The following is a 19,092-nucleotide window of genomic DNA, read 5'->3' as shown; positions in this document are numbered from 1 at the left end:
CCGAGAGCTCCCCGGTGATGGCCGGATCGATGCTGCTGCGAAGAGTCTACGCGGGTGCCGCACCCTGCGCACGCGGCGGCAGCGAGCGAGCCGCAGCGAGCAGCTCTCGCGTGAACGGATGCCGCGCCCCGGCGAACACCTCCGCGGTCGCACCCTGCTCGACCACGACACCGTCCTTCATCACGACGACCTCGTCCGCCACGGCCGCCACCACATCGAGGTCGTGCGAGACGAAGACGAGCGTCAGCCCGCGGTCGCGCTGCAGTCGGGCGAGCAGGGCGAGGACCCGCTCGCGCACGAGGGGATCGAGAGCCGAGACCGGCTCGTCGAGCACGAGCACCTCGGGGTCGGGCGCCAGAGCGCGGGCGATGGCGACGCGCTGGCGCTGCCCGCCCGAGAGCTCCGACGGGCGTCGCCGGGCCAGCGCCGGGTCGAGCTCGACCTCGGCGAGCAGCGCGAGCGCCTGCTGTCGCCGGGCGGCGCGCGGCACACCGCCCGCCTCGAGCGCCTCGGCGATCGACCGGCCGATGCGCCAGCGGGGGTCGAGGGCGCCGGCAGGGTTCTGGTGCACGAGCTGGATGCGGCGCAGCGCCGCCGCCGTCGGGATCTCACCGTCGAGGAGCACCTCGCCAGAGTCCGGACGCTCGATGCCCACGATCATGCGGGCGACGGTCGTCTTGCCCGACCCCGACTCCCCCACGATGCCCAGGGTGCGCCCTCGCGGCACGGCGAAGCTCACGTCGACGGCCGCCGGAACGTCGAACGCCTTGGACAGCCCGCTCACGCTGAGCCGCGTGGGCGAGACGTCGCCCGACGTCGGCCGCGGCTCGTGCGCGGCGGCGGCGACCAGACTGCGCGTGTACGGATGCTGCGGGTCCTCGAACACCGCCTCGGTCGCGCCGCGCTCGACGACGCGCCCGCCACGCATCACGAGCACGCCGTCGGCGACCCCGCGCACGGCCGAGAAATCGTGGCTGATGAACACGACGGCGACGCCGCGGTCGGCGATGGCGCGCAGGAGGACGAGGATGCGCGCCTGCACGGTGGCGTCGAGCGCGGTCGTGGCCTCGTCCGCGACCAGGATCGCCGGCGCGCCGGCCAGCGCCGAAGCGATGAGCGCCCGCTGCCGCAGCCCGCCGGACAGCTCATGCGGATACTGCCGCGCCCGCCGGGCGGGGTCGGGCATCGCGACCTCGCTGAGGAGGGCGTGGACGCGATCGCGGAGCACGGGGCGCGGCATCCGCTCGCCGTGCAGTCGGAGGGGCTCGGCGACCTCGGCCTCCACGCGGCGCAGCGGGTCGAGCGACACCAGGGCATCCTGCGAGACGAGGGCGATGCGGGATCCGCGCAGCCGGCGCCAGGCCCGTTCGCTCAGGGCGCGCGCGTCGACGCCGTCGATGTCGAGCGCGTCGGCGCGCACCGTGGCTCCTGCCGGGGACAGTCCGAGCAGCGCGCGGGCGGTGAGGGACTTGCCCGCGCCGGACTCGCCGATGATCGCAACGCACTCCCCCGGGGCCACCGCGACGTCGAGATCGTCGACGGCTCGCAGGTCGCCGATCGAGACGCTCAGCCCGCGCACGGTCAGTCCGGTCATCGTGTGCGCCCCTCCGCCCGGGCTCGCAGGACGCGACCCACGATCGTCGCGGCGATCACCGTGAGCGTGATCGCCGCACCCGGGAACGCCGACACCCACCATGCCTGACCGATGACGTTGCGCCCGCCGGCGAGCATCAGCCCCCACTCGGGGCTCGGTTCGGTCGGCCCCAGGCCGAGGAAGCTGAGCCCGGCCGCCGCGAGGATGCTCGAGCCGATGCCGATGGTGGCGAGCACGCTCAGCGCGCCCACGACGCCGGGGACGACGTGACGAGTGAACGCCAGCGGCGCCGAGACGCCGAGGATGCGCGCCGCTTCGACGTGCTCGGCCAGCCGGAGCGAGCGGGTCTGCACCCTCGCCAGACGGATGTATATCGGGACGGCGGCGAGCGTCACAGCGATCGCGACGTTCACCGGCCCCGGCCCGAGCACGGCGACCACGACGAGGGCGATGAGGAACTCGGGGAACGCCAGCAGGATGTCGGTGGCGCGCATGGCGACGGCGTCCACGACGCGCGGCGCCACACCCGACAGCGCGCCGACCGTCAGGCCGACCGCGAACGCCAGGGCTGTCGCCAGCACGCCGATGCCGACCGATCGGCCCGTGCCGTAGACGACGCGCGAGTAGACGTCGCGTCCGCTCTGGTCGGTGCCGAAGAAGTGCTCGGCGCTGGGCGGCAGCAGAGTCGCGCGCACGTCGGTCTGGAGAGGGTCGTGCGTGGCGAAGAGCTGGGGCGCGACGGCCAGCGCGGCGATCGCCACGAGCACGACGAGCGCGGCGAGCATGCCGACCCGGCGGGACGCGCTCATGCGACCACCTGCTCTCGCGCGACGCCGGCGCCCGGTGCGCGCCGCAGCCGCGGGTCGAGGAGCGGATAGGTGAGTTCGACGACGAGGTTGACGATGACGAAGACGACCGCGCTCAGAAGGATGATGCCCGTGATCACGGGGAGGTCGCGGTCGGTGATGGCCGCGAGGGTGACGCGGCCGAGCCCCGGGCGGGCGAAGACGGTCTCGACGAGCACCGCACCGCCGAGAAGGGACCCGACGAGATAGGCGGCGAGCGTGAGGGCGCCGGTGGCCCCGTGCCGGAGCGTGTGGTGGAGGGTGAGCCACGTCGGCCCGGCACCGCGGGCGCGCACGGTGGTGGCGAACGGCTGACGCTCGGCGGCTTCGATGCCGTCGCGGAGGACCTGGCCGAGCAGCGCCGCGATCGGCAGGGCGAGCGTGACGGCCGGGAGCACGATGGTCGCAGGATTCCGCGAGCCGGCGACGGGGAACCACCCGAGCCCGAACGCGAAGACGCTCAGCAGGAGCAGCCCGATCCAGAACACCGGCGACGAGAGGACCACCAGCTCGACGCCGGCGACCACGCCGCGCGACGCCCGGCCGCGCGCGAGCAGTGCCACGGCGAACGCCACCGCGACGGCGATCAGCAGCGCGAGCGCGGAGAGCTGCAGTGTCGCGCCGAGCTGACGGCCGATGACCTCGGTCACCGGCATCCGCAGCTGATACGACTCGCCGAGATCGCCGCGCAGCAGCTGACCGAGATAGCCGATGTACTGCTCCAGCGGCGGGCGGTCGAGGCCGAGCTCGGCACGGATCCCGTCCTTCACCGCGTCGCTCACCTGCGCCTGCGGGCCGAGCATGACCTCGACGGGGTCGCCCGGGATGATCCGAAGCGCGAGAAAGGCGACGGTCGCGGCTCCCCACAGCACGATGACGATGGATGCCGCGATCCCCGCGGCTCGCGCCGCGAGGCGCGCGAGACCCTCCCGCCGTGCCGTCATCTCGTGCTGCGCCCTGCCCTTCCCGGGCGCCGGGTCAGCCGACGCTGACGTCGTAGAACAGCGGGCGCCCGTACAGATCGTAGGCGAGCCCCTCCACCGTGTCGCCGACGGCGGTGATGAGCGACGGGCTGTACAGCGGGACGATCGCGACGTGCACGGCGTTCCACTGCTGCACCTCGCCGTAGATCTCGCCGCGCTCGGCGGTGTCGGCTGTCGCCACACCGCGCTCGAGGAGCGCATCGAGGTCGGCGTCGCTCACCTGCGAGGCGTTCTGGAAGCCCTCGGTGTGGAGGTGGCTGCGCAGCAGATCGGGATCCACCCCGGAGAAGCCCCAGTCGGTGAGGTCGAAGGTCTTCGGCCCGTACTGCTCGTTGTACGCGCCGGGCTCGAGCACCTCGCGCACGACCTCGAAGCCGACGGCCTTGAGGTCGGACTGGATCGCATTGGCGAGTGCGGCTCGGTCGTCCGGCACGGGCGTCCACGCGATCCAACGGGCCGAGAGGCGCTCGCCGTCCTTCGTGCGGTAGCCCTCGGCGTCGCGCGCCGTCCACCCGGCCTCGTCGAGGAGCGTCTCGGCCGCGCTGGCGTCGAACGGCCACGAGCCCTCCAGCGACGCGTCGTACGTCGGGGTCGTGGATCCGAGCACCGACCATGCGCGGGGGAACTGGCCGAAGAAGATCTCGTCGACGGCCGTGTCGATGTCGATGGCCTGCGCGAACGCCTGTCGCACCTTCTGGTCGGCGAAGACGCCGTGCTTCTCGTTCAAGTACAGCGAGTACGGAAGACCCGGGTACTCCTTCGAGTCGACGGTGAGCGAGTCGTCCAGGTCGGCGGCCAGGTTCGGGGGCAGCTGGCTGGCCAGGTCGGCCTCGCCGCTCTCGACGACTCCCACCCGGACGGATGCCTCGGGAAGGATCTCGACGCGCAGCGTCTCGAACTGCGCCGCGCCGGAGTCATGCGGCCCCCACGCGTAGTCGTCGTTGCGCGTGTAGACGATCTCCTGGTCCGGCGTGTACTCGGTGAGCTCGAACGGACCGGTGCCGACCGTGATGCCGGGACCGCCCGCCTTGAGCTGATCGGCCGACGCCTCGAGGACCGCCGGCGAGTAGAACCCGAGCAGTGCAGTGCTCGCCGCCTGCAGGAACGGCGAGTACGGCTGGGTGAACGAGACGCGCACCGTGTGCTCGTCGACGACCTCGGTGCCCGCATAGAACTCGCCGCCGAGCATGCTGGCCGCCTGGGCCGATGCGGTCTCAGGGTCGGCGATGCGGTCGAAGTTCGCCTTCACCGCCGCCGCGTCGAAGGGCTCGCCGTCGTGGAATGTCACGTCGTCGCGAAGGGTGAAGACGTAGGAGGCGCCGTCGTCCTCGATCTCCCAGCTCTCGGCGAGCCACGGTGAGAATGAGCCGTCGGCCTCCTGGAACACCAGCGAGTCCAGCGCGGCGCGCTGCACCATCGACGACACGTCGAGCTGGCTCGTCTGGGGATCCATGTGGCCGGCCGACAGGTTCGCGCCCTCGATCGCCCACACCACCTCACCGCCGCCGTCGCCGGCGTCGGTCGTGGCGGCCGCGCACGAGCTGAGCACGAGCGCGGCGATGAGCGGAGCGGCGGCGACGGCCAGGCGTCGGCGCAAGGGGGAAACGGGCATGGCTGACCTCGGGAAGTCTGAGACGGGGATGTCTCTACGCTATCGGTTTGTGGACGCGGTCGATAAACGCTCCCCTCGCCCCGATTGTTCCCGCGCCTCGCGACGGCGGCTCCCGCACGTCGGCACAGCCCTTCGATAGCGTCGTCGCATGGCCCGTCCCCCGGCGTATCCGCAGCCCCCGCGCGTCTCCGCGCCCGATCTCCCCCGCGAGCTCACCGACGTCATCGGACTCGAGCGGCGCGCAGATCATCTGCAGGCGAGCATCGGCGGATTGGACGGGGAGGTGGATGCCTCGCACGCCGCGCTCACCGAGTGCACGGTCGCCGCGGCATCCGTCGATCGTCTCGACCTCACCGGAGCGACCCTGGTGGATGTGGAGTTCGACGCGCTGCGCGCGACGAGTGTGCACGGCGCCGACGCGCGACTCCGGCGCGTGCGGCTGACCGGCGGTCGCATCGGGACCCTCGATCTGGGAGCGGCCGGCATGGACGAGGTCGAACTGCGCGGCATCCGCATCGACTATCTCTCCCTCGGCGGGGCGAAGGTCGAAGACCTGCTCGTGGCCGACTGCACGATCGAGACCCTCGACCTGCCGCAGGCCACCCTCACACGCGTGCGCTTCGAGAACACCCGGGCCGGTGAGGTCGACACCCGCGGGATGCGCGCGGACAGCGTGGACTTCCGAGGGCTCGACGCCGCGGCGTACCTCGACGTGGCATCGCTGCGCCGGGTGACGCTGACCCCGTGGCAGGTCGAGCAGCTCGCGCCGGCGTTCGCCGCGGCGCTCGCCATCGACGTCCAGGACTGAGCCGCCGGGCTCGGCCGGCCGACCCGGTAGAATCGTGCGGCAACCCACACTCAGGCACGCTCACACAGTGCCGCACATATCGAACGAGGAGACCCCTATGGCCGACGCGCTGATTCCCGACAAGCCCGCACTCGAGGGTCTCGAAGACAAGTGGGACGCCGCCTGGACAGAGCAGGGCACGTACCTGTTCGACCGCATCCGCGCCGCCGAAGTCGGCCGTGCCGGCATCTTCTCGGTCGACACTCCCCCGCCCACGGCGTCGGGGAGCCTCCACATCGGCCACGTGTTCAGCTACACGCACACCGACGTGAAGGTGCGCTTCGAGCGCATGCGCGGCAAGACCGTCTTCTACCCGATGGGCTGGGACGACAACGGCCTGCCGACCGAGCGGCGCGTGCAGAACTACTACGGCGTCCGCTGCGATCCGTCGCTGCCGTACGACCCCGACTTCACGCCGCCGTTCGAGGGCGGTGACAACAAGAGCAGCCGCGCCGCCGACCAGGTGCCGGTGAGCCGCCGCAACTTCATCGAGCTCTGCGAGAAGCTCACCGTCGAGGACGAGAAGCACTTCGAGGCGCTGTGGCGCTCGCTCGGACTCAGCGTCGACTGGACGCAGACCTACCGCACCATCTCGGACGATACCCTGCGCACCAGTCAGTTGGCGTTCCTGCGCAATCTGGAGCGCGGCGAGGCCTACCAGGCGATGGCCCCGACGCTGTGGGACATCGACTTCCGCTCGGCGATCGCCCAAGCCGAGCTCGAGGACCGCGATCAGCCCGCCGCCTATCACCGGGTCGCCTTCCACAAGGCCGACGGCTCGGGCGACGTCCACATCGAGACGACGCGTCCGGAGCTGCTCCCGGCGTGCGTCGCCCTCGTGGCGCACCCCGACGACGAGCGCTACCAGCCGCTCTTCGGCACCACCGTGCGCACCCCGCTGTTCGACGTCGAGGTGCCCGTGCTCGCGCACCCGCTCGCCCAGCAGGACAAGGGCTCCGGCATCGCGATGATCTGCACCTTCGGCGACGTGACCGACATCATCTGGTGGCGCGAGCTCGACCTGCCCAACCGCACGATCCTGGGCCAGGACGGCCGCGTCATGGCCGAGGCCCCCGACGTGATCGCGTCGGATGCAGCCAAGGCCGCGTACGCGGAGTTGGCGGGCAAGACGGTGTTCAGCGCGAAGAAGCGCATCGTCGAGCTGCTGCAGGAGTCAGGCGAGATGGAGGGAGCGCCCCAGCCCTTCACCCACGCCGTCAAGTTCTACGAGAAGGGCGACCGCCCGCTCGAGATCGTGTCGACCCGTCAGTGGTACATCCGCAACGGCGCGCGCGACGAGGCTCTCCGCGACAAGCTCATCGCGCTCGGGCGGGAGGTCTCATGGCACCCCGACTTCATGCGCGTGCGGTTCGAGAACTGGACCAATGGGCTCACCGGCGACTGGCTCGTGTCGCGCCAGCGATTCTTCGGCGTGCCCATCCCGGTCTGGTACGGGCTCGACGAGAACGGCGACCGCGACTACACCCGGGTTCTCACGCCCGACGCCGCCTCGCTCCCCATCGACCCGACCACCGACGTGCCGTCCGGCTACACCGAGGACCAGCGCGGCGTACCGGGCGGCTTCGACGGCGAGGCCGACATCTTCGACACGTGGGCGACCTCCTCGCTGACGCCGCAGCTCGCCGGCGGCTGGGAGCGCGATCCCGAGCTGTGGAACCTCGTGGCGCCATTCGACGTGCGCCCCCAGGGCCAGGACATCATCCGCACGTGGCTCTTCTCGACGATGCTGCGCAGCGCGCTGGAGGACGACTGCGCGCCGTGGACGGATGCCGCGATCTCGGGGTTCATCGTCGACCCCGACCGCAAGAAGATGTCGAAGTCGAAGGGCAACGTCGTCACGCCCGCCGACATCCTCGCCCAGCACGGCTCCGACGCCGTCCGCTACTGGGCGGCATCGAGCCGCCTCGGCACCGACGCCGCCTTCGACCCGCAGAACCCGACGCAGATCAAGATCGGACGGCGTCTCGCGATCAAGGTGCTCAACGCGGCCAAGTTCGTGCTCTCGTTCCCGGTTCCCGAAGGGGCACAGGTCACGCACGCGCTGGACGCGTCCATGCTCACCACGCTCGACGGCGTTGTGCGCGATGCGACCAAGGCGCTGGAGTCGTTCGACCACGCCCGCGCCCTCGAGGTGACGGAATCGTTCTTCTGGACGTTCTGCGACGACTACCTCGAGCTGGTCAAGGAGCGCGCGTACAACCAGACCGATGTGGGCCAGGCGTCCGCGGCGCTCGCGCTGCGCACCGCCCTGTCGACCATGCTGCGGCTCTTCGCGCCGGTGATCGCGTTCGCCGCCGAAGAGGCGTGGTCGTGGTTCAACGAGGGGTCCGTGCACACCTCGTCGTGGCCCGAGCCGCTCGGGACCCAGGGCGACACCGCCGTGCTGAAGGTCGTCGGCGAGGCGCTGATCGGCATCCGCCGCGCGAAGACCGAGGCGAAGGCCTCGCAGAAGACGCCCGTCACGCGCGTCGCGATCGCCGGGCCCCCGGCATCCCTCGACGCCCTCCGCCTCGCCGAAGGCGACCTCAAGGCGGTCGGCCGCATCGCCGAGATCGTCTACGCCGAGGCCGACGAGCTCGCCGTCACCGACATCGAACTCGCCCCCCAGGAGGCCTGACATGCAGCTCGGCACACGCTGGACGTCGGGCGACGAGCCCCCCAAGTCCGTCCCGGCTGCGCTGCGGACCGGGATCGAGGCGGTCGACGCCACGATCCCGGTCGATCAGCTCGGTCAGCCGCGCCCCCGATGGACGCTGACCTGGCTCGAGGGGAGGCCGATCGCCGAGCTCGACACCGGCATCATCGTGTCGCTCGACGACAACGGTCAGGCCGTCGCGCGCAACGACCCCGAGGACGGCTTCGGCTGATCGGCGCTCACTCCTCGGGCTCGCTGTGCTTCGACGCCTCGAGGAGCAGCTTCGACGCGACGAGTGCGGCGAGCAGCGTCGCCACCGCGGCGATCACATAGGGCAGACGCAGGTCGTAGCGCGCCACCCAGCCGCCGAGCAGCGTGGCGAACGGGAACAGCCCCCACGTGAACGTGCGGATGATCCCGAGCACCCGGCCGAACAGGTGGCCCGGCACGATGGCTTGGCGCAGGGCGCCCCACGGCACGTTCCACACCGAGACCGCACACGCCATGAGGCCGTAGGCGATCGTGCCGGTCACGACCTCGGGTGCCGCCCACACAGCGGCGAGGGATGCCGCGGCCACGATGTTCGCGCCGAGCATGACCGGACCGCGGCCGAAGCGCTCGACCAGCGTGGACGCGACGAGCGAGCCGGCGAGGGCGCCGAGTCCGATACCGGCGGTCACGAGACCGATGGCGGCCGGCGCGACGGCGAGCTCGTCGAGGAAATAGAGGATGGTGGGGGCCTGGGCGAATGAGAATGCCGAGCCGACGACCGAGGTGAAGACCACCATCGACCGCAGGAAGCGGTGGTGCCACAGGTAGGAGATCGCCTCGCGGGCGGAGACGCTCACACCGGGCGTCGACGGGGCGGCCGCCCCAGCCTGCTCGGCAGCCTGCTCGGCGAGGCCTTCGGCTGCAGCGAGCGGTTCGCCGGCGACGACGGCAGCCGCCGGCTCCGGGGCGTCCTGCCGCTGTGCAGCCGGGGCGTCGCGCAGCGGACGGGCGGCCGACAGCGGCAGCATCACGGCGAGGGCGATGGGGATCAGGTAGCCGGCCGCGCCCACCCAGAGCGGGAGCGCCAGTGATACGGCGAACAGCACGCCGCCGATCGGCGTGGCGATGAAGTTGTCGATCGTGATCTGCGCGGCCTGCAGGAATCCGTTCGCGCGGTCGAGGGAGCGCCGCTCGACGAGCGACGGGACGATCGCGTTCGTGGCGTTGTCGAACAGCGTTTCGCCGAAGCCGAACACGAGGGTCGCGGCGAAGAGCCACCAGATGTCGAGCGCGCCCGTGACCGTGAGGACCGCGAGCCCGACGGCCGCCAGACCGCGCAGTGCGTTGGCGAGCGCCATGATGCGCCGGCGGTCGTAGCGGTCGACGATCATCCCGGCGGGCAGGCCGAACACGAGCCACGGCACGAACGCCAGCGCACCGAGTGCGGCGATCGCGAGGGGGTCGCGGGTGAGCGTCGTGGCGATGAGCGGAACGGCTACGCGGCCCACTCCGTCGGCGAGGTTGCTGAAGGCTGCCGCCGTCCAGAGCTTGCCGAAGTCGGCGCCCAGCCGGGGCTTCGCGGCGGGTCGGCCGCCCGATGAGGCGACGGGCTGAGGGGGCCGGCCCTTGCGCCCGGCCCCCTCGGTCTGGTCCGCGGTGCCCACGGTGTCGGTCATCGCGGGAGCATCCCCACGGCGCCCATGGCCAGGGCGTCCGAGCGGGTGTCGCCGGCGGCGGTCTGCGCGACACGGGGGCCGTCGGTCGTGCCGCGACGCTCGACGCGGGTCGCGACGAAGCGGTCGAGGCCGGCGGCGGTGGTCAGCAGCATCCGCTCGAATCCGGTGGCGCGGACGACGGCGTGCGATGCAGTGAGAGCGGTCATGACTGTCCTCCAATTTCGGGGAGCGGGAAGAGGTCGGCGCGGATGGTGACCGGCCGCACGTTCTCGCCGCTCTGATTGCGGTAGTTGTCCACGGCCTCATCGATCAGGGCCATGATCTTGAGCGCGAGCTCCTTGCTCTGCTCGGGCGTGAGCCGGGCGGTGGCGGTGGAGATCAGCGTCCCCTCCTGCCACATCGCGTCTTCACCGCCGATGCCGCGGTTGACGAACTCGAGGAGCTGGTCGTTGCGGTTGCGCAGGAACTCGGTCATCACGACCTGCGTGGCCGCGCGGCCGGCGGGGGTCGTCATGGCGTCGGGGCTCGCGAACGAGACTCCGCCGATGGGACGCTCCCACCAGCGCTCGCGGCCCGTGCCGCGGTCGGCGGCCTCCTGGATGAGGTCGTGCTTGGCGAGCGCGCGCAGGTGATAGCTGGTGGCGCCGCTCGACTCCCCCAGCCGCTCGGCCAGGGAGCTCGCGGTCTGCGGGCCGTACTGGCTGAGGATGTCGTAGATCTTGACGCGAAGCGGGTGCGCCAGCGCCCGAAGAGCACCTGAGTCGAGAACACGGTCCTCGTTGTGGCGCTGCTCGGCCCGGGCCATGGCCTCGGCCTGGTCGCTGGTCTCGTTCTCTGCCATGCGTTCAGAGTAGCCATGCAAAGACTTCTTTGCAAGTGTTTCTTTGCAACGGACTATTTGCAAAGGAATGGCGGCATCGGCAGTCGTCCTGACTAGGCTGTACGCCATGCCCAACGAGAACCCGCTGCTCTCTCCCGCCACGCTCCCCTACGGTCTGCCTGACTACACGGCGATCCGGCCGGAGCACTACCTGCCCGCCTTCCAGGCGGCGTTCGAGGAGCACACGCGCGAGATCGCGAACATCACGCGGGTGCGCTCGGTGCCGACCTTCGAGAACACCCTCCTGCCGCTCGAGGAGAGCGGAAGGCTTCTCGGCGACGTGGCCCGCACGTTCTACACGGTGTCGTCCGCCGACGCGACGCCCGACATCCAGGCGATCGAGGAGGAGCTCGCCCCGCTGATGTCGGCGCATCAGGACTCGATCCAGCTCGACGCGCAGCTCTACTGGCGCATCAAGACCGTGCACGATCAGCTCGACTCCCTCGGCCTCGGGCCTGAGCAGCGCTATCTCGTCGAGCGCCACTTCCGCGAGATGACCCATGCCGGTGCCGCGCTCGACGACGCCGCCAAGGAACGCCTCACCGCTCTCAACCAGCGCCTGTCGACCCTGACGACGTCGTTCGAGAAGAACCTCCTGAACGACACGAACGACCTCGCCGTGGTCTTCGACAGCGTCGCGGAGCTCGACGGTCTCACCGAGGGTGAGCTCTCGGCAGCCGCCCAGGCTGCTGCGGACCGAGGACTCGAGGGCAAGTGGGTCGTGACCCTGACGCTGTTCACGGGGCATCCGTATCTCTCCTCACTGACCGACCGCGACAGCCGCAGGCGGATCCTCGATGCCTCGCGCGCGCGCGGATCGCGCGGCAACGATCACGACAACCGCGCCGTGCTGCTCGAGATCGTGCGCCTGCGTGCCGAGCGCGCCGCGCTGCTCGGCTACGACACCCACGCCGCGTACATCACCTCCGACGAGACCGCCGGATCACCCGAGGCCGTACACGACCTGCTCCGCCGGCTCGCTGTGCCGGCAGCGCGCAACGTCGCCAAGGAGCAGGCCGCCCTCCAGGCGATCGTCGACGCCGAGCTCGAGCCGTTCACGCTCGCGGCGCACGACTGGGCGTTCTACACCGAGAAGGTGCGCGCCGCCGAGTACGACCTCGATCGCAGCGCGCTGCGCCCCTGGTTCGAGGCCGAGCGGGTGCTGCAGGACGGCGTGTTCCGCGCCGCCACCGATCTCTACGGCGTGACGTTCGCAGAACGGCCCGACATCCCCGCCTACCACCCCGACGCGCGTGTCTTCGAGCTGCACAACGCCGACGGCAGCGAGCTGGGGCTGTTCATCCTCGACCTCTACACGCGCGACACCAAGCGCGGCGGCGCGTGGATGAACTCCATCGTCTCGCAGTCGGCCCTGCGCGGCACGCGGCCCATCGTGGTGAACAACCTGAACGTTCCCAAGCCGGCGCCCGGCACGCCGTCTCTGCTGACCCTCGACGAGGTCACGACGCTCTTCCACGAGTTCGGACACGCCCTCCACGGGCTGTTCGCGACCGTGACGTACCCGCACTTCGCCGGCACGAACGTGTTCCGCGACTTCGTCGAGTTCCCCAGCCAGGTCAACGAGATGTGGATCTACTGGCCCGAGATCCTCGACGCCTACGCCCGCCACGTCGACACCGACGAGCCGCTGCCTGCGGAGGTCGTCGAGAAGCTGCACGCGTCAGAGGCGTTCAACCAGGGCTTCGCGACCAGTGAGTACCTGGCCGCGTCCTGGATCGACCAGGCGTGGCACTCGCTGACGTCGGAGCAGGCGACGGCCGACATCGATGTGGCGTCTTTCGAGGCAGCCGCCCTTGCCGACATCGGCCTCGACAACCCCGCTGTGCCGACGCGCTACTCGTCGACGTACTTCGCGCACGTGTTCTCCGGCGGGTACAGCGCGGGCTACTACTCCTACATCTGGAGCGAGGTGCTCGACGCCGACACGGTCGAGTGGTTCCGTGAGAACGGCGGCCTGACGCGCGACAACGGCGACCGGTTCCGTCAGCGCCTGCTCGGGGTCGGCGGGTCGAAGGATCCGCTCGAGGCCTACCGCGACTTCCGTGGGCGGGATGCCGACATCCGGCCTCTCCTCGAGCGCCGCGGCCTCGTCGCCTGAGACGCGGCAGCCCGCCCGCCTACCGGCGCACCCCAGCGGACAGCCGGCACCAGCGGTCAGTCCGGGTGCGCCGTGACCCATGCGGCTGCCGCCGCGCGGGAGGAGACCCCGAGCTTCTGCCGGGCGTTCGCCACGTGACGGTGGACGGTGTGGACGCTGAGGAACAGCTCGTCGGCGATCTGCGCGTCGGTGCGGCCTCGGGCGACGAGCAGCAGGACCTGACGCTCGCGGGCCGAGATCGGACCCTCGCCGCGCGGTGCGCCGCCGCTCTCCCCCGGTGATCGCATCGCTGCGAGCTCCGACGGATCGACGCCGGCGAAGGCGAGCGCGTGCTGCAGCAGAGCGCGGCTGTCGCCGTGCCAGGGGTGGTGCGCGGTGCCGTCGAGGATGCGGAGCTCCGCGCCGGGGATCGCCGCCGCCGTGCCGGCCCCGAGCGGGAGCGGGATCGCGCGATCGCCGCGGCGGTGCATCACGAGGGTCGGCGCACGCACCGCACCGGCGGCCGCGCTCGCGTCGATGGCGTAGACCTCGGCCAGCGCGGCCGCGGCGGCCTCGGACGAGCCGCTCGCCCGCTGATGTCGCAGGTAGGCGTGCTGCTCGTCGGGCGTCGCATCGGGGAAGAACACGTCCGACATGACCCTGCCGCCCACACCCCAGCTCCTCCGCACGAGATCGACGAGCGCGTCGCGGTCGGCCTGCGGGGCGATGTCGGTGCCGCGCAGGTAGGCGCCAGAGAGGATCATGCGATCCACGCGGTCGGGATGCCGCGCGGCCAACTCGATCGCGACGGGAGCGCCCGACGACCCCGCCAGCACGGTCGCCGCGTCGACGCCCGCGGCGTCGAGCACGGCGGTGAGTGCGTCGACATGGCGCGCGACTGTGATCGCACCCCGCGGCGACCGCGTGAGGCCGGTGCCGGGCGGGTCCATCCGGATCACCCGCCGACTGCCCGCCAGCGTCTCGATGAAGTGGCGGATCGGCTCGTACTCGAGGTCGTGGACGAGGTGACTCATCCACCAGCCGCCGAGCAGGAGCGGCTCTCCCTCTCCGAGTTCGGTCCAGGCGACATCGTCGGATCCCGACCATGCGTGCCGGGTCGTCGAGGTGCCGTCCACGTGTTCAGTATGGAACACGCGCCCCGTGCCCGCGGCGCATGCGGAGAGCGTGCAGACCCTGATGGCGCAGCGCGATCCAGGTCGCATCCGCCCTCGCCACGATCTCGCCCGCCGCATCCGTCAGCGCGACCGAGGTCTCGTAGCGCCGTCCTTCGTGCGCGCGGGTCCAGCTGTGGACGACCAGCTGCTCCCCCACCCGCGGACGCCGCTCGACCTCCGCCGTCATGGTGCCGAGCAGGCACAGCTCGCGATCGCGCAGGGCCGCCGCGGGATAGCTCGCGCAGTCCATCGCCGCCCACACGGCGGGGAACGGAGCGGCACCGCCCACAGAGTCGCGGCTCCCCACGATCCACGGTGCGGCCAGCAGCTCGGGACGACCCGGCGCGAATCCGGGTGTGACGTGCATGCCGTCGGCGCGACGTGGCCCGCAGACCACGCAGTCGGAGAGCGGATGCCGCAGCCCGGCGAGCGGGTGCGCGTCGCGAGCCGCCAGCGCCTCGTTGAAGGAGGGCGGGGCGGGGATGCCGGTTTCGGCCAGGGCACCCGGACGAGCCTCGGCGACGACCCGGCGCCCGGCATGGATGAGGATCCCGCCCCCACCGTCGCGACGCGCGACGAGCAGACGCCGGAGCGGGATCGGACGCCGCAGCACGACGGTGACCACATCGGCGTCGACGTGCCGGGCGATCGTGCCGGCGGCGAATCCGCCATTCGCAGAGCGACGAGGTCCGTTCAGTCGGGCGTCCAATGAGAACACACTGTCGGGCAGCGCCGCAGGCGGGCCAGCAGAGGGCCTCAGCCCCTCGGCGGTGCCCGCGACGGGGCGGCCGAAGACCGCCGCAGCACGGTGGGTGGAGAACACGAGTCCAGTCATGGCTCGAGTCAACCGGCGAGGACGCCCTCGTCGCGTCGCGCGAATCGGCCAACTGTCCGATGGCCGGAATCGGCCATCGAGACTCGCTCGCCGACTACCGCGATGCTCAGCGCAGGCCGAGCTCCTGAGCGAAAGACCGCACGCGTGCGGCCATGGCGGCGGGTACCTCCGCGACCGTGAAGTGGCCGCCTTCCTCGAGCCGCTCGAACATGCGGAGATCCCGGTAGAAGGAGCGGGCGAGGGACTCGGGGTAGTCGCCTTCGTGACGCTGGATGAAGACCGCGGCCGGAACCTCCACCGGATCGATCGCTGCGGCCTGGTCGGCTCCCTCGTAGTACGGGCGGGCGCTGCCGCCAGGGTGTCGGGCCGGGTCGCCTGCGCATGACCGTACGCGCCGTGCTCATCATGATCCGCCGAGATGCGCGCGAAGAACGCGCGTTCGTCGGGATCGGTGAGCTCGGCACGCTCGGCTAACGACGGGAAGTGCGCGTGCGTCGCGATGACACCGGCCACGACCTCAGGATGCCGCGACGCGATGAGGTCGTTGACGTTCGCCGAGACGTCCTCGCCGTAGGTGAGTACGAGCGGTAGCCCAGCACCTCGGTCATCAGGCGGTGCATCGTCGACGCGAGTCGCCTCTCGTCGATGGTGCCGTCGCGGTACGGGCTCGAGAACGCGAAACCCGGAATGCTCGGAACGACGACGTGGAAGTCGGGCAGCAGCTTCGCGAAATCGAGCTGCAGGGCGAAGGTGTGGGGCCAGCCGTGCATCACCAGCAGCGCGGGCGCATCCGCGCGCGACGACGGCAGGTGCGCGAAGTGGATGTCGGCATCACCGATCGCGACGACGAACTGCGGATGCGTGTTCAGCCACGCCTCACGGGCCCGCCAGTCGAATGTGCGCCATGACTGCACCAGTGCGGACAGATACGCGGCCGACATGCCCGACCACGGCTTGCGAGGCGAGTCGGGCAGCAGACGGGTCCGGTCGAGCCGTTCGTGCAGGTCTGCGAGCACGGCGTCATCGACCCGGATGCGGAAAGGGGCGGGCTGCGCGGTCACGCGTGCGACGTTACCGACGGCCGACGACACCCGGGGTGCGCCGCGTACGGCTGCGTCGGCCGTGACGGGTCAGGCGCTCTTGCGCTTCTCGCGCAGCACCAGCGTCGGGGGCGCGCCCTCGTCGACGGAGGCGCGCGTGACGATCACCTTGTCGACATCGTCGGTGGAGGGGATCTCGAACATGATCGGTCCCAGCACGTCTTCGAGGATCGCGCGGAGTCCGCGGGCGCCGGTCTTGCGCTCCACCGCCAGTTCGGCGATCGCCTCGAGCGCCTCGGAGTCGAACTCGAGGGTCACGCCGTCGAGCTCGAACATGCGGTGGTACTGCTTGACCAGGGCGTTCTTCGGCTCGGTGAGGATCTCCATGAGCGCCTCGCGGTCGAGCGGCGACACCGACGCGACTACGGGAAGACGGCCGATGAACTCGGGGATCAGCCCGAACTTGTGCAGGTCTTCGGGGCGCACCTCGCTGAAGAGGCTCAGGTCGTCGCCCTTGTTGTGCAGGGGTGCGCCGAAGCCGATGCCGTGCTTGCCGACGCGCGCGGAGATGATGTCTTCCAGGCCCGCGAACGCACCGGCGACGATGAACAGCACGTTCGTCGTGTCGATCTGGATGAACTCCTGGTGCGGATGCTTGCGGCCGCCCTGCGGCGGAACCGAAGCGACCGTGCCCTCGAGGATCTTGAGCAGCGCCTGCTGCACGCCTTCACCCGAGACGTCGCGCGTGATCGACGGGTTCTCGGCCTTGCGGGCGATCTTGTCGACCTCATCGATGTAGATAATGCCGGTCTCAGCGCGCTTCGTGTCGAAGTCGGCGGCCTGCAGGAGCTTGAGGAGGATGTTCTCGACGTCTTCGCCGACGTAGCCCGCCTCGGTGAGCGCGGTGGCATCGGCGACCGCGAACGGCACGTTGAGGCGCTTCGCGAGGGTCTGAGCGAGGTACGTCTTGCCGCAGCCCGTCGGCCCGAGCAGCAGGATGTTGCTCTTGGCGATCTCGATCTCGTCGGCGCGCTGCTCGGCGGACTGGATCGTGCCGTGCGCGCGCACGCGCTTGTAGTGGTTGTACACCGCGACGGAGAGCGCGCGCTTGGCGGCCTGCTGCCCGACGACGTACTCCTCGAGGAAACCGAAGATCTCACGCGGCTTCGGGAGGTCGAAGTCGGTCACCACGCCCGAGGACGACTCGGCCATGCGCTCTTCGATGATCTCGTTGCACAGCTCGACGCACTCGTCGCAGATGTAGACGCCGGGGCCGGCGATCAACTGCTGCACCTGCTTCTGGCTCTTGCCGCAGAAGGAGCACTTGAACAGGTCGGCGCTCTCACCGATGCGTGCCATGCGGCTCCTCCTCGTCGCGCCGGGGCAGACCCCTGGCTGTCCTCCGAGCCTAATCGTTCGAGCCGACATGCGGCGGGATTGCGACACGCGTTGTGAAGTATGCGGCGTCCGCCCACAGCGAAGCCCCGCCGCCCCGCGGTGCGGGGAGACGGGGCTGCGCGGCATCCGCTCTACTTCGTCAGTGCGGCGGGGGTGCGCTTGCGGGTCGTGAGGACCTGGTCGACCAGACCGTACGCGAGCGCCTCCTCGGCACCCAGGATCTTGTCGCGGTCGATGTCCTTGTTGACCTCTGCGACGGTCTTGTTCGAGTGCTTCGACAGCGTCTCCTCGAGCCAGGTGCGCATGCGCATGATCTCCTGAGCCTGGATCTCGATGTCGCTCGCCTGGCCGTGCCCCGCCTCGCCCATCGCGGGCTGGTGGATCAGGATGCGGGCGTTCGGCAGCGCGAGACGCTTGCCGGGCGCGCCGGCCGCGAGGAGCACGGCGGCCGCGGAGGCCGCCTGGCCGAGCACCACAGTCTGGATCTGCGGCGAGACGTACTGCATCGTGTCGTAGATCGCCGTCATGGCCGTGAACGAGCCGCCGGGCGAGTTGATGTACATGATGATGTCGCGGTCGGGGTCCTGGCTCTCGAGCACGAGCAGCTGCGCCATGACATCGTCGGCCGACGCGTCGTCGACCTGCACGCCGAGGAAGATGACGCGGTCCTCGAAGAGCTTGTTGTACGGGTCCTGGCGCTTGTAGCCGTAGGCCGTGCGCTCCTCGAACTGCGGCAGGACGTAGCGGCTGCCGGGCATCTGGAGCCCCTGCGGGGCGCTGGGTCCGAAGGTGGGGGTCTGCATTGCGGGTTCTCTCTCTTTCGCCTTCGGTGCGCTCAGTTGGCGGTTCCGCCGCCGCCGATGACGTCGGTCGCGGACTCGCGGATGTGGTCGACGAAACCGTACTCGAGGGCCTCGTCGGCGCTGAACCAGCGGTCGCGGTCGCCGTCGGCGTTGATCTGCTCGACGGACTTGCCCGTCTGCGCCGCCGTGATCTCGGCGAGGCGCTTCTTCATGTCGAGGATCAGCTGCGCCTGGGTCTGGATGTCGCTCGCCGTGCCTCCGAAGCCGCCGTGGGGCTGGTGCAGCAGCACGCGCGCGTTCGGCGTGATGTAGCGCTTGCCCTTGGTGCCGGCGGTGAGGAGCAGCTGTCCCATCGAGGCGGCCATGCCGATGCCGACGGTGACGATGTCGTTCGGCACGAACTGCATCGTGTCGTAGATCGCCATGCCGGCAGTGATCGATCCGCCGGGCGAGTTGATGTAGAGGTAGATGTCCTTCTCGGAGTCCTCGGCGGCGAGCAGGAGGATCTTCGCGCAGATCTCGTTCGCGTTCTCGTCTCGCACCTCCGACCCGAGCCAGATGATGCGGTCCTTCAGCAGCCTGTCGAAGACGCTCGTCGCGACAAGTGGTTCGGCCATGTGTACTCCTGATTCCGTGGTCGTGCCATCGAATCTACCGGC

The 19,092-nt window shown here is 70.6% G+C and carries 18 protein-coding genes; 4 read left to right on the top strand and 14 right to left on the bottom strand.

Features of this window, described 5'->3' with window-relative positions:
• Window positions 1-46 precede the first annotated feature (46 nt).
• From H9622_RS13350 to H9622_RS13335, 4 genes are read right to left on the bottom strand one after another with little or no spacing between them, the layout of a single operon-like run.
• Window positions 47-1,594 (bottom strand): ATP-binding cassette domain-containing protein, encoded by a 1,548-nt coding sequence (locus H9622_RS13350; RefSeq protein WP_191766894.1) that lies wholly within the window; start codon window positions 1,592-1,594, stop codon window positions 47-49.
• On the bottom strand, window positions 1,591-2,403 hold the full coding sequence (locus H9622_RS13345) for an ABC transporter permease (protein WP_191766893.1): 813 nt from the start codon (window positions 2,401-2,403) through the stop codon (window positions 1,591-1,593). The genes H9622_RS13350 and H9622_RS13345 overlap by 4 nt, the downstream gene beginning before the upstream one ends.
• Window positions 2,400-3,383 carry an ABC transporter permease gene (locus H9622_RS13340; RefSeq protein WP_191766892.1) on the bottom strand — a complete coding sequence of 328 codons (984 nt, stop codon included), beginning with the start codon at window positions 3,381-3,383 and terminating at the stop codon, window positions 2,400-2,402. The genes H9622_RS13345 and H9622_RS13340 overlap by 4 nt, the downstream gene beginning before the upstream one ends.
• A gap of 34 nt (window positions 3,384-3,417) precedes the next feature.
• Window positions 3,418-5,034: an ABC transporter substrate-binding protein gene (locus tag H9622_RS13335; protein ID WP_191766891.1), complete on the bottom strand. Its 1,617-nt coding sequence runs from the start codon at window positions 5,032-5,034 to the stop codon at window positions 3,418-3,420.
• Between the two features lie 148 nt (window positions 5,035-5,182).
• Between H9622_RS13335 and H9622_RS13330 the strand changes: the two genes are divergently transcribed.
• From H9622_RS13330 to H9622_RS13320, 3 genes are all read left to right on the top strand, one after another.
• Window positions 5,183-5,842, top strand: coding sequence for a pentapeptide repeat-containing protein (locus H9622_RS13330; protein WP_191766890.1), 660 nt, complete (start codon window positions 5,183-5,185; stop codon window positions 5,840-5,842).
• A gap of 97 nt (window positions 5,843-5,939) precedes the next feature.
• Window positions 5,940-8,519, top strand: coding sequence for a valine--tRNA ligase (gene valS, locus H9622_RS13325; RefSeq protein ID WP_191766889.1), 2,580 nt, complete (start codon window positions 5,940-5,942; stop codon window positions 8,517-8,519).
• A 1-nt stretch (window position 8,520) separates the two neighbouring features.
• Window positions 8,521-8,769: a hypothetical protein gene (locus H9622_RS13320; protein ID WP_191766888.1), complete on the top strand. Its 249-nt coding sequence runs from the start codon at window positions 8,521-8,523 to the stop codon at window positions 8,767-8,769.
• Between the two features lie 7 nt (window positions 8,770-8,776).
• Here H9622_RS13320 and H9622_RS13315 read toward each other — a convergent pair whose 3' ends face one another.
• The 3 genes from H9622_RS13315 to H9622_RS13305 are packed head-to-tail and all read right to left on the bottom strand — an operon-like array spanning window position 8,777 to window position 11,045.
• Complete coding sequence (locus tag H9622_RS13315) at window positions 8,777-10,204, bottom strand: MFS transporter (RefSeq protein WP_191766887.1); 1,428 nt, start codon at window positions 10,202-10,204, stop codon at window positions 8,777-8,779.
• Window positions 10,201-10,410 carry a hypothetical protein gene (locus tag H9622_RS13310; RefSeq protein WP_191766886.1) on the bottom strand — a complete coding sequence of 70 codons (210 nt, stop codon included), beginning with the start codon at window positions 10,408-10,410 and terminating at the stop codon, window positions 10,201-10,203. Before H9622_RS13310 ends, H9622_RS13315 begins: the two co-directional genes overlap by 4 nt.
• Window positions 10,407-11,045, bottom strand: a complete 639-nt coding sequence (locus H9622_RS13305) for an ArsR/SmtB family transcription factor (protein WP_318247123.1) — start codon at window positions 11,043-11,045, stop codon at window positions 10,407-10,409. The genes H9622_RS13310 and H9622_RS13305 overlap by 4 nt, the downstream gene beginning before the upstream one ends.
• Before the next feature lie 106 nt (window positions 11,046-11,151).
• Between H9622_RS13305 and H9622_RS13300 the strand changes: the two genes are divergently transcribed.
• Complete coding sequence (locus tag H9622_RS13300; RefSeq protein ID WP_191766885.1) at window positions 11,152-13,203, top strand: M3 family metallopeptidase; 2,052 nt, start codon at window positions 11,152-11,154, stop codon at window positions 13,201-13,203.
• 56 nt (window positions 13,204-13,259) lie between these two features.
• On the opposite strand, the gene H9622_RS13295 is transcribed toward H9622_RS13300, so the two are convergent.
• The 7 genes from H9622_RS13295 to H9622_RS13270 all read right to left on the bottom strand — a co-directional run bounded on the left by H9622_RS13295 (window position 13,260) and on the right by H9622_RS13270 (window position 19,050).
• Window positions 13,260-14,318, bottom strand: a complete 1,059-nt coding sequence (locus tag H9622_RS13295; protein ID WP_318247122.1) for an alpha/beta fold hydrolase — start codon at window positions 14,316-14,318, stop codon at window positions 13,260-13,262.
• A gap of 4 nt (window positions 14,319-14,322) precedes the next feature.
• Window positions 14,323-15,192 carry a hotdog family protein gene (locus H9622_RS13290; RefSeq protein WP_191766883.1) on the bottom strand — a complete coding sequence of 290 codons (870 nt, stop codon included), beginning with the start codon at window positions 15,190-15,192 and terminating at the stop codon, window positions 14,323-14,325.
• Between the two features lie 106 nt (window positions 15,193-15,298).
• Window positions 15,299-15,490 (bottom strand): hypothetical protein, encoded by a 192-nt coding sequence (locus H9622_RS15890; RefSeq protein ID WP_225222059.1) that lies wholly within the window; start codon window positions 15,488-15,490, stop codon window positions 15,299-15,301.
• Between the two features lie 172 nt (window positions 15,491-15,662).
• Window positions 15,663-16,253, bottom strand: coding sequence for an epoxide hydrolase family protein (locus tag H9622_RS15885; RefSeq protein ID WP_318247121.1), 591 nt, complete (start codon window positions 16,251-16,253; stop codon window positions 15,663-15,665).
• Window positions 16,254-16,322: 69 nt separating this feature from the next.
• Entirely contained in the window at window positions 16,323-17,591 is a 1,269-nt protein-coding gene (clpX, locus tag H9622_RS13280) for an ATP-dependent Clp protease ATP-binding subunit ClpX (RefSeq protein WP_191766882.1), read from the bottom strand.
• A 170-nt stretch (window positions 17,592-17,761) separates the two neighbouring features.
• Window positions 17,762-18,433 carry an ATP-dependent Clp protease proteolytic subunit gene (locus H9622_RS13275; protein ID WP_191766881.1) on the bottom strand — a complete coding sequence of 224 codons (672 nt, stop codon included), beginning with the start codon at window positions 18,431-18,433 and terminating at the stop codon, window positions 17,762-17,764.
• A gap of 32 nt (window positions 18,434-18,465) precedes the next feature.
• A complete protein-coding gene (locus tag H9622_RS13270; RefSeq protein ID WP_191766880.1) occupies window positions 18,466-19,050 on the bottom strand; it encodes an ATP-dependent Clp protease proteolytic subunit in 585 nt (194 codons plus the stop codon).
• Between the last annotated feature and the right edge of the window lie 42 nt (window positions 19,051-19,092).

The sequence above is a fragment of the Microbacterium gallinarum genome (genome assembly GCF_014837165.1).
In the GTDB taxonomy this organism is placed as follows: domain Bacteria; phylum Actinomycetota; class Actinomycetes; order Actinomycetales; family Microbacteriaceae; genus Microbacterium; species Microbacterium gallinarum.
This window is presented reverse-complemented; position numbering and strand designations above follow the sequence as displayed.

Coding starts and splice junctions, on each gene's coding strand:
- H9622_RS13350 (WP_191766894.1), bottom strand. CDS start 1,594: ATGACCGGACTGACCGTGCGCGGGCTGAGCGTCTCGATCGGCGACCTG.
- H9622_RS13345 (WP_191766893.1), bottom strand. CDS start 2,403: ATGAGCGCGTCCCGCCGGGTCGGCATGCTCGCCGCGCTCGTCGTGCTC.
- H9622_RS13340 (WP_191766892.1), bottom strand. CDS start 3,383: ATGACGGCACGGCGGGAGGGTCTCGCGCGCCTCGCGGCGCGAGCCGCG.
- H9622_RS13335 (WP_191766891.1), bottom strand. CDS start 5,034: ATGCCCGTTTCCCCCTTGCGCCGACGCCTGGCCGTCGCCGCCGCTCCG.
- H9622_RS13330 (WP_191766890.1), top strand. CDS start 5,183: ATGGCCCGTCCCCCGGCGTATCCGCAGCCCCCGCGCGTCTCCGCGCCC.
- valS (WP_191766889.1), top strand. CDS start 5,940: ATGGCCGACGCGCTGATTCCCGACAAGCCCGCACTCGAGGGTCTCGAA.
- H9622_RS13320 (WP_191766888.1), top strand. CDS start 8,521: ATGCAGCTCGGCACACGCTGGACGTCGGGCGACGAGCCCCCCAAGTCC.
- H9622_RS13315 (WP_191766887.1), bottom strand. CDS start 10,204: ATGACCGACACCGTGGGCACCGCGGACCAGACCGAGGGGGCCGGGCGC.
- H9622_RS13310 (WP_191766886.1), bottom strand. CDS start 10,410: ATGACCGCTCTCACTGCATCGCACGCCGTCGTCCGCGCCACCGGATTC.
- H9622_RS13305 (WP_318247123.1), bottom strand. CDS start 11,045: ATGGCAGAGAACGAGACCAGCGACCAGGCCGAGGCCATGGCCCGGGCC.
- H9622_RS13300 (WP_191766885.1), top strand. CDS start 11,152: ATGCCCAACGAGAACCCGCTGCTCTCTCCCGCCACGCTCCCCTACGGT.
- H9622_RS13290 (WP_191766883.1), bottom strand. CDS start 15,192: ATGACTGGACTCGTGTTCTCCACCCACCGTGCTGCGGCGGTCTTCGGC.
- clpX (WP_191766882.1), bottom strand. CDS start 17,591: ATGGCACGCATCGGTGAGAGCGCCGACCTGTTCAAGTGCTCCTTCTGC.
- H9622_RS13275 (WP_191766881.1), bottom strand. CDS start 18,433: ATGCAGACCCCCACCTTCGGACCCAGCGCCCCGCAGGGGCTCCAGATG.
- H9622_RS13270 (WP_191766880.1), bottom strand. CDS start 19,050: ATGGCCGAACCACTTGTCGCGACGAGCGTCTTCGACAGGCTGCTGAAG.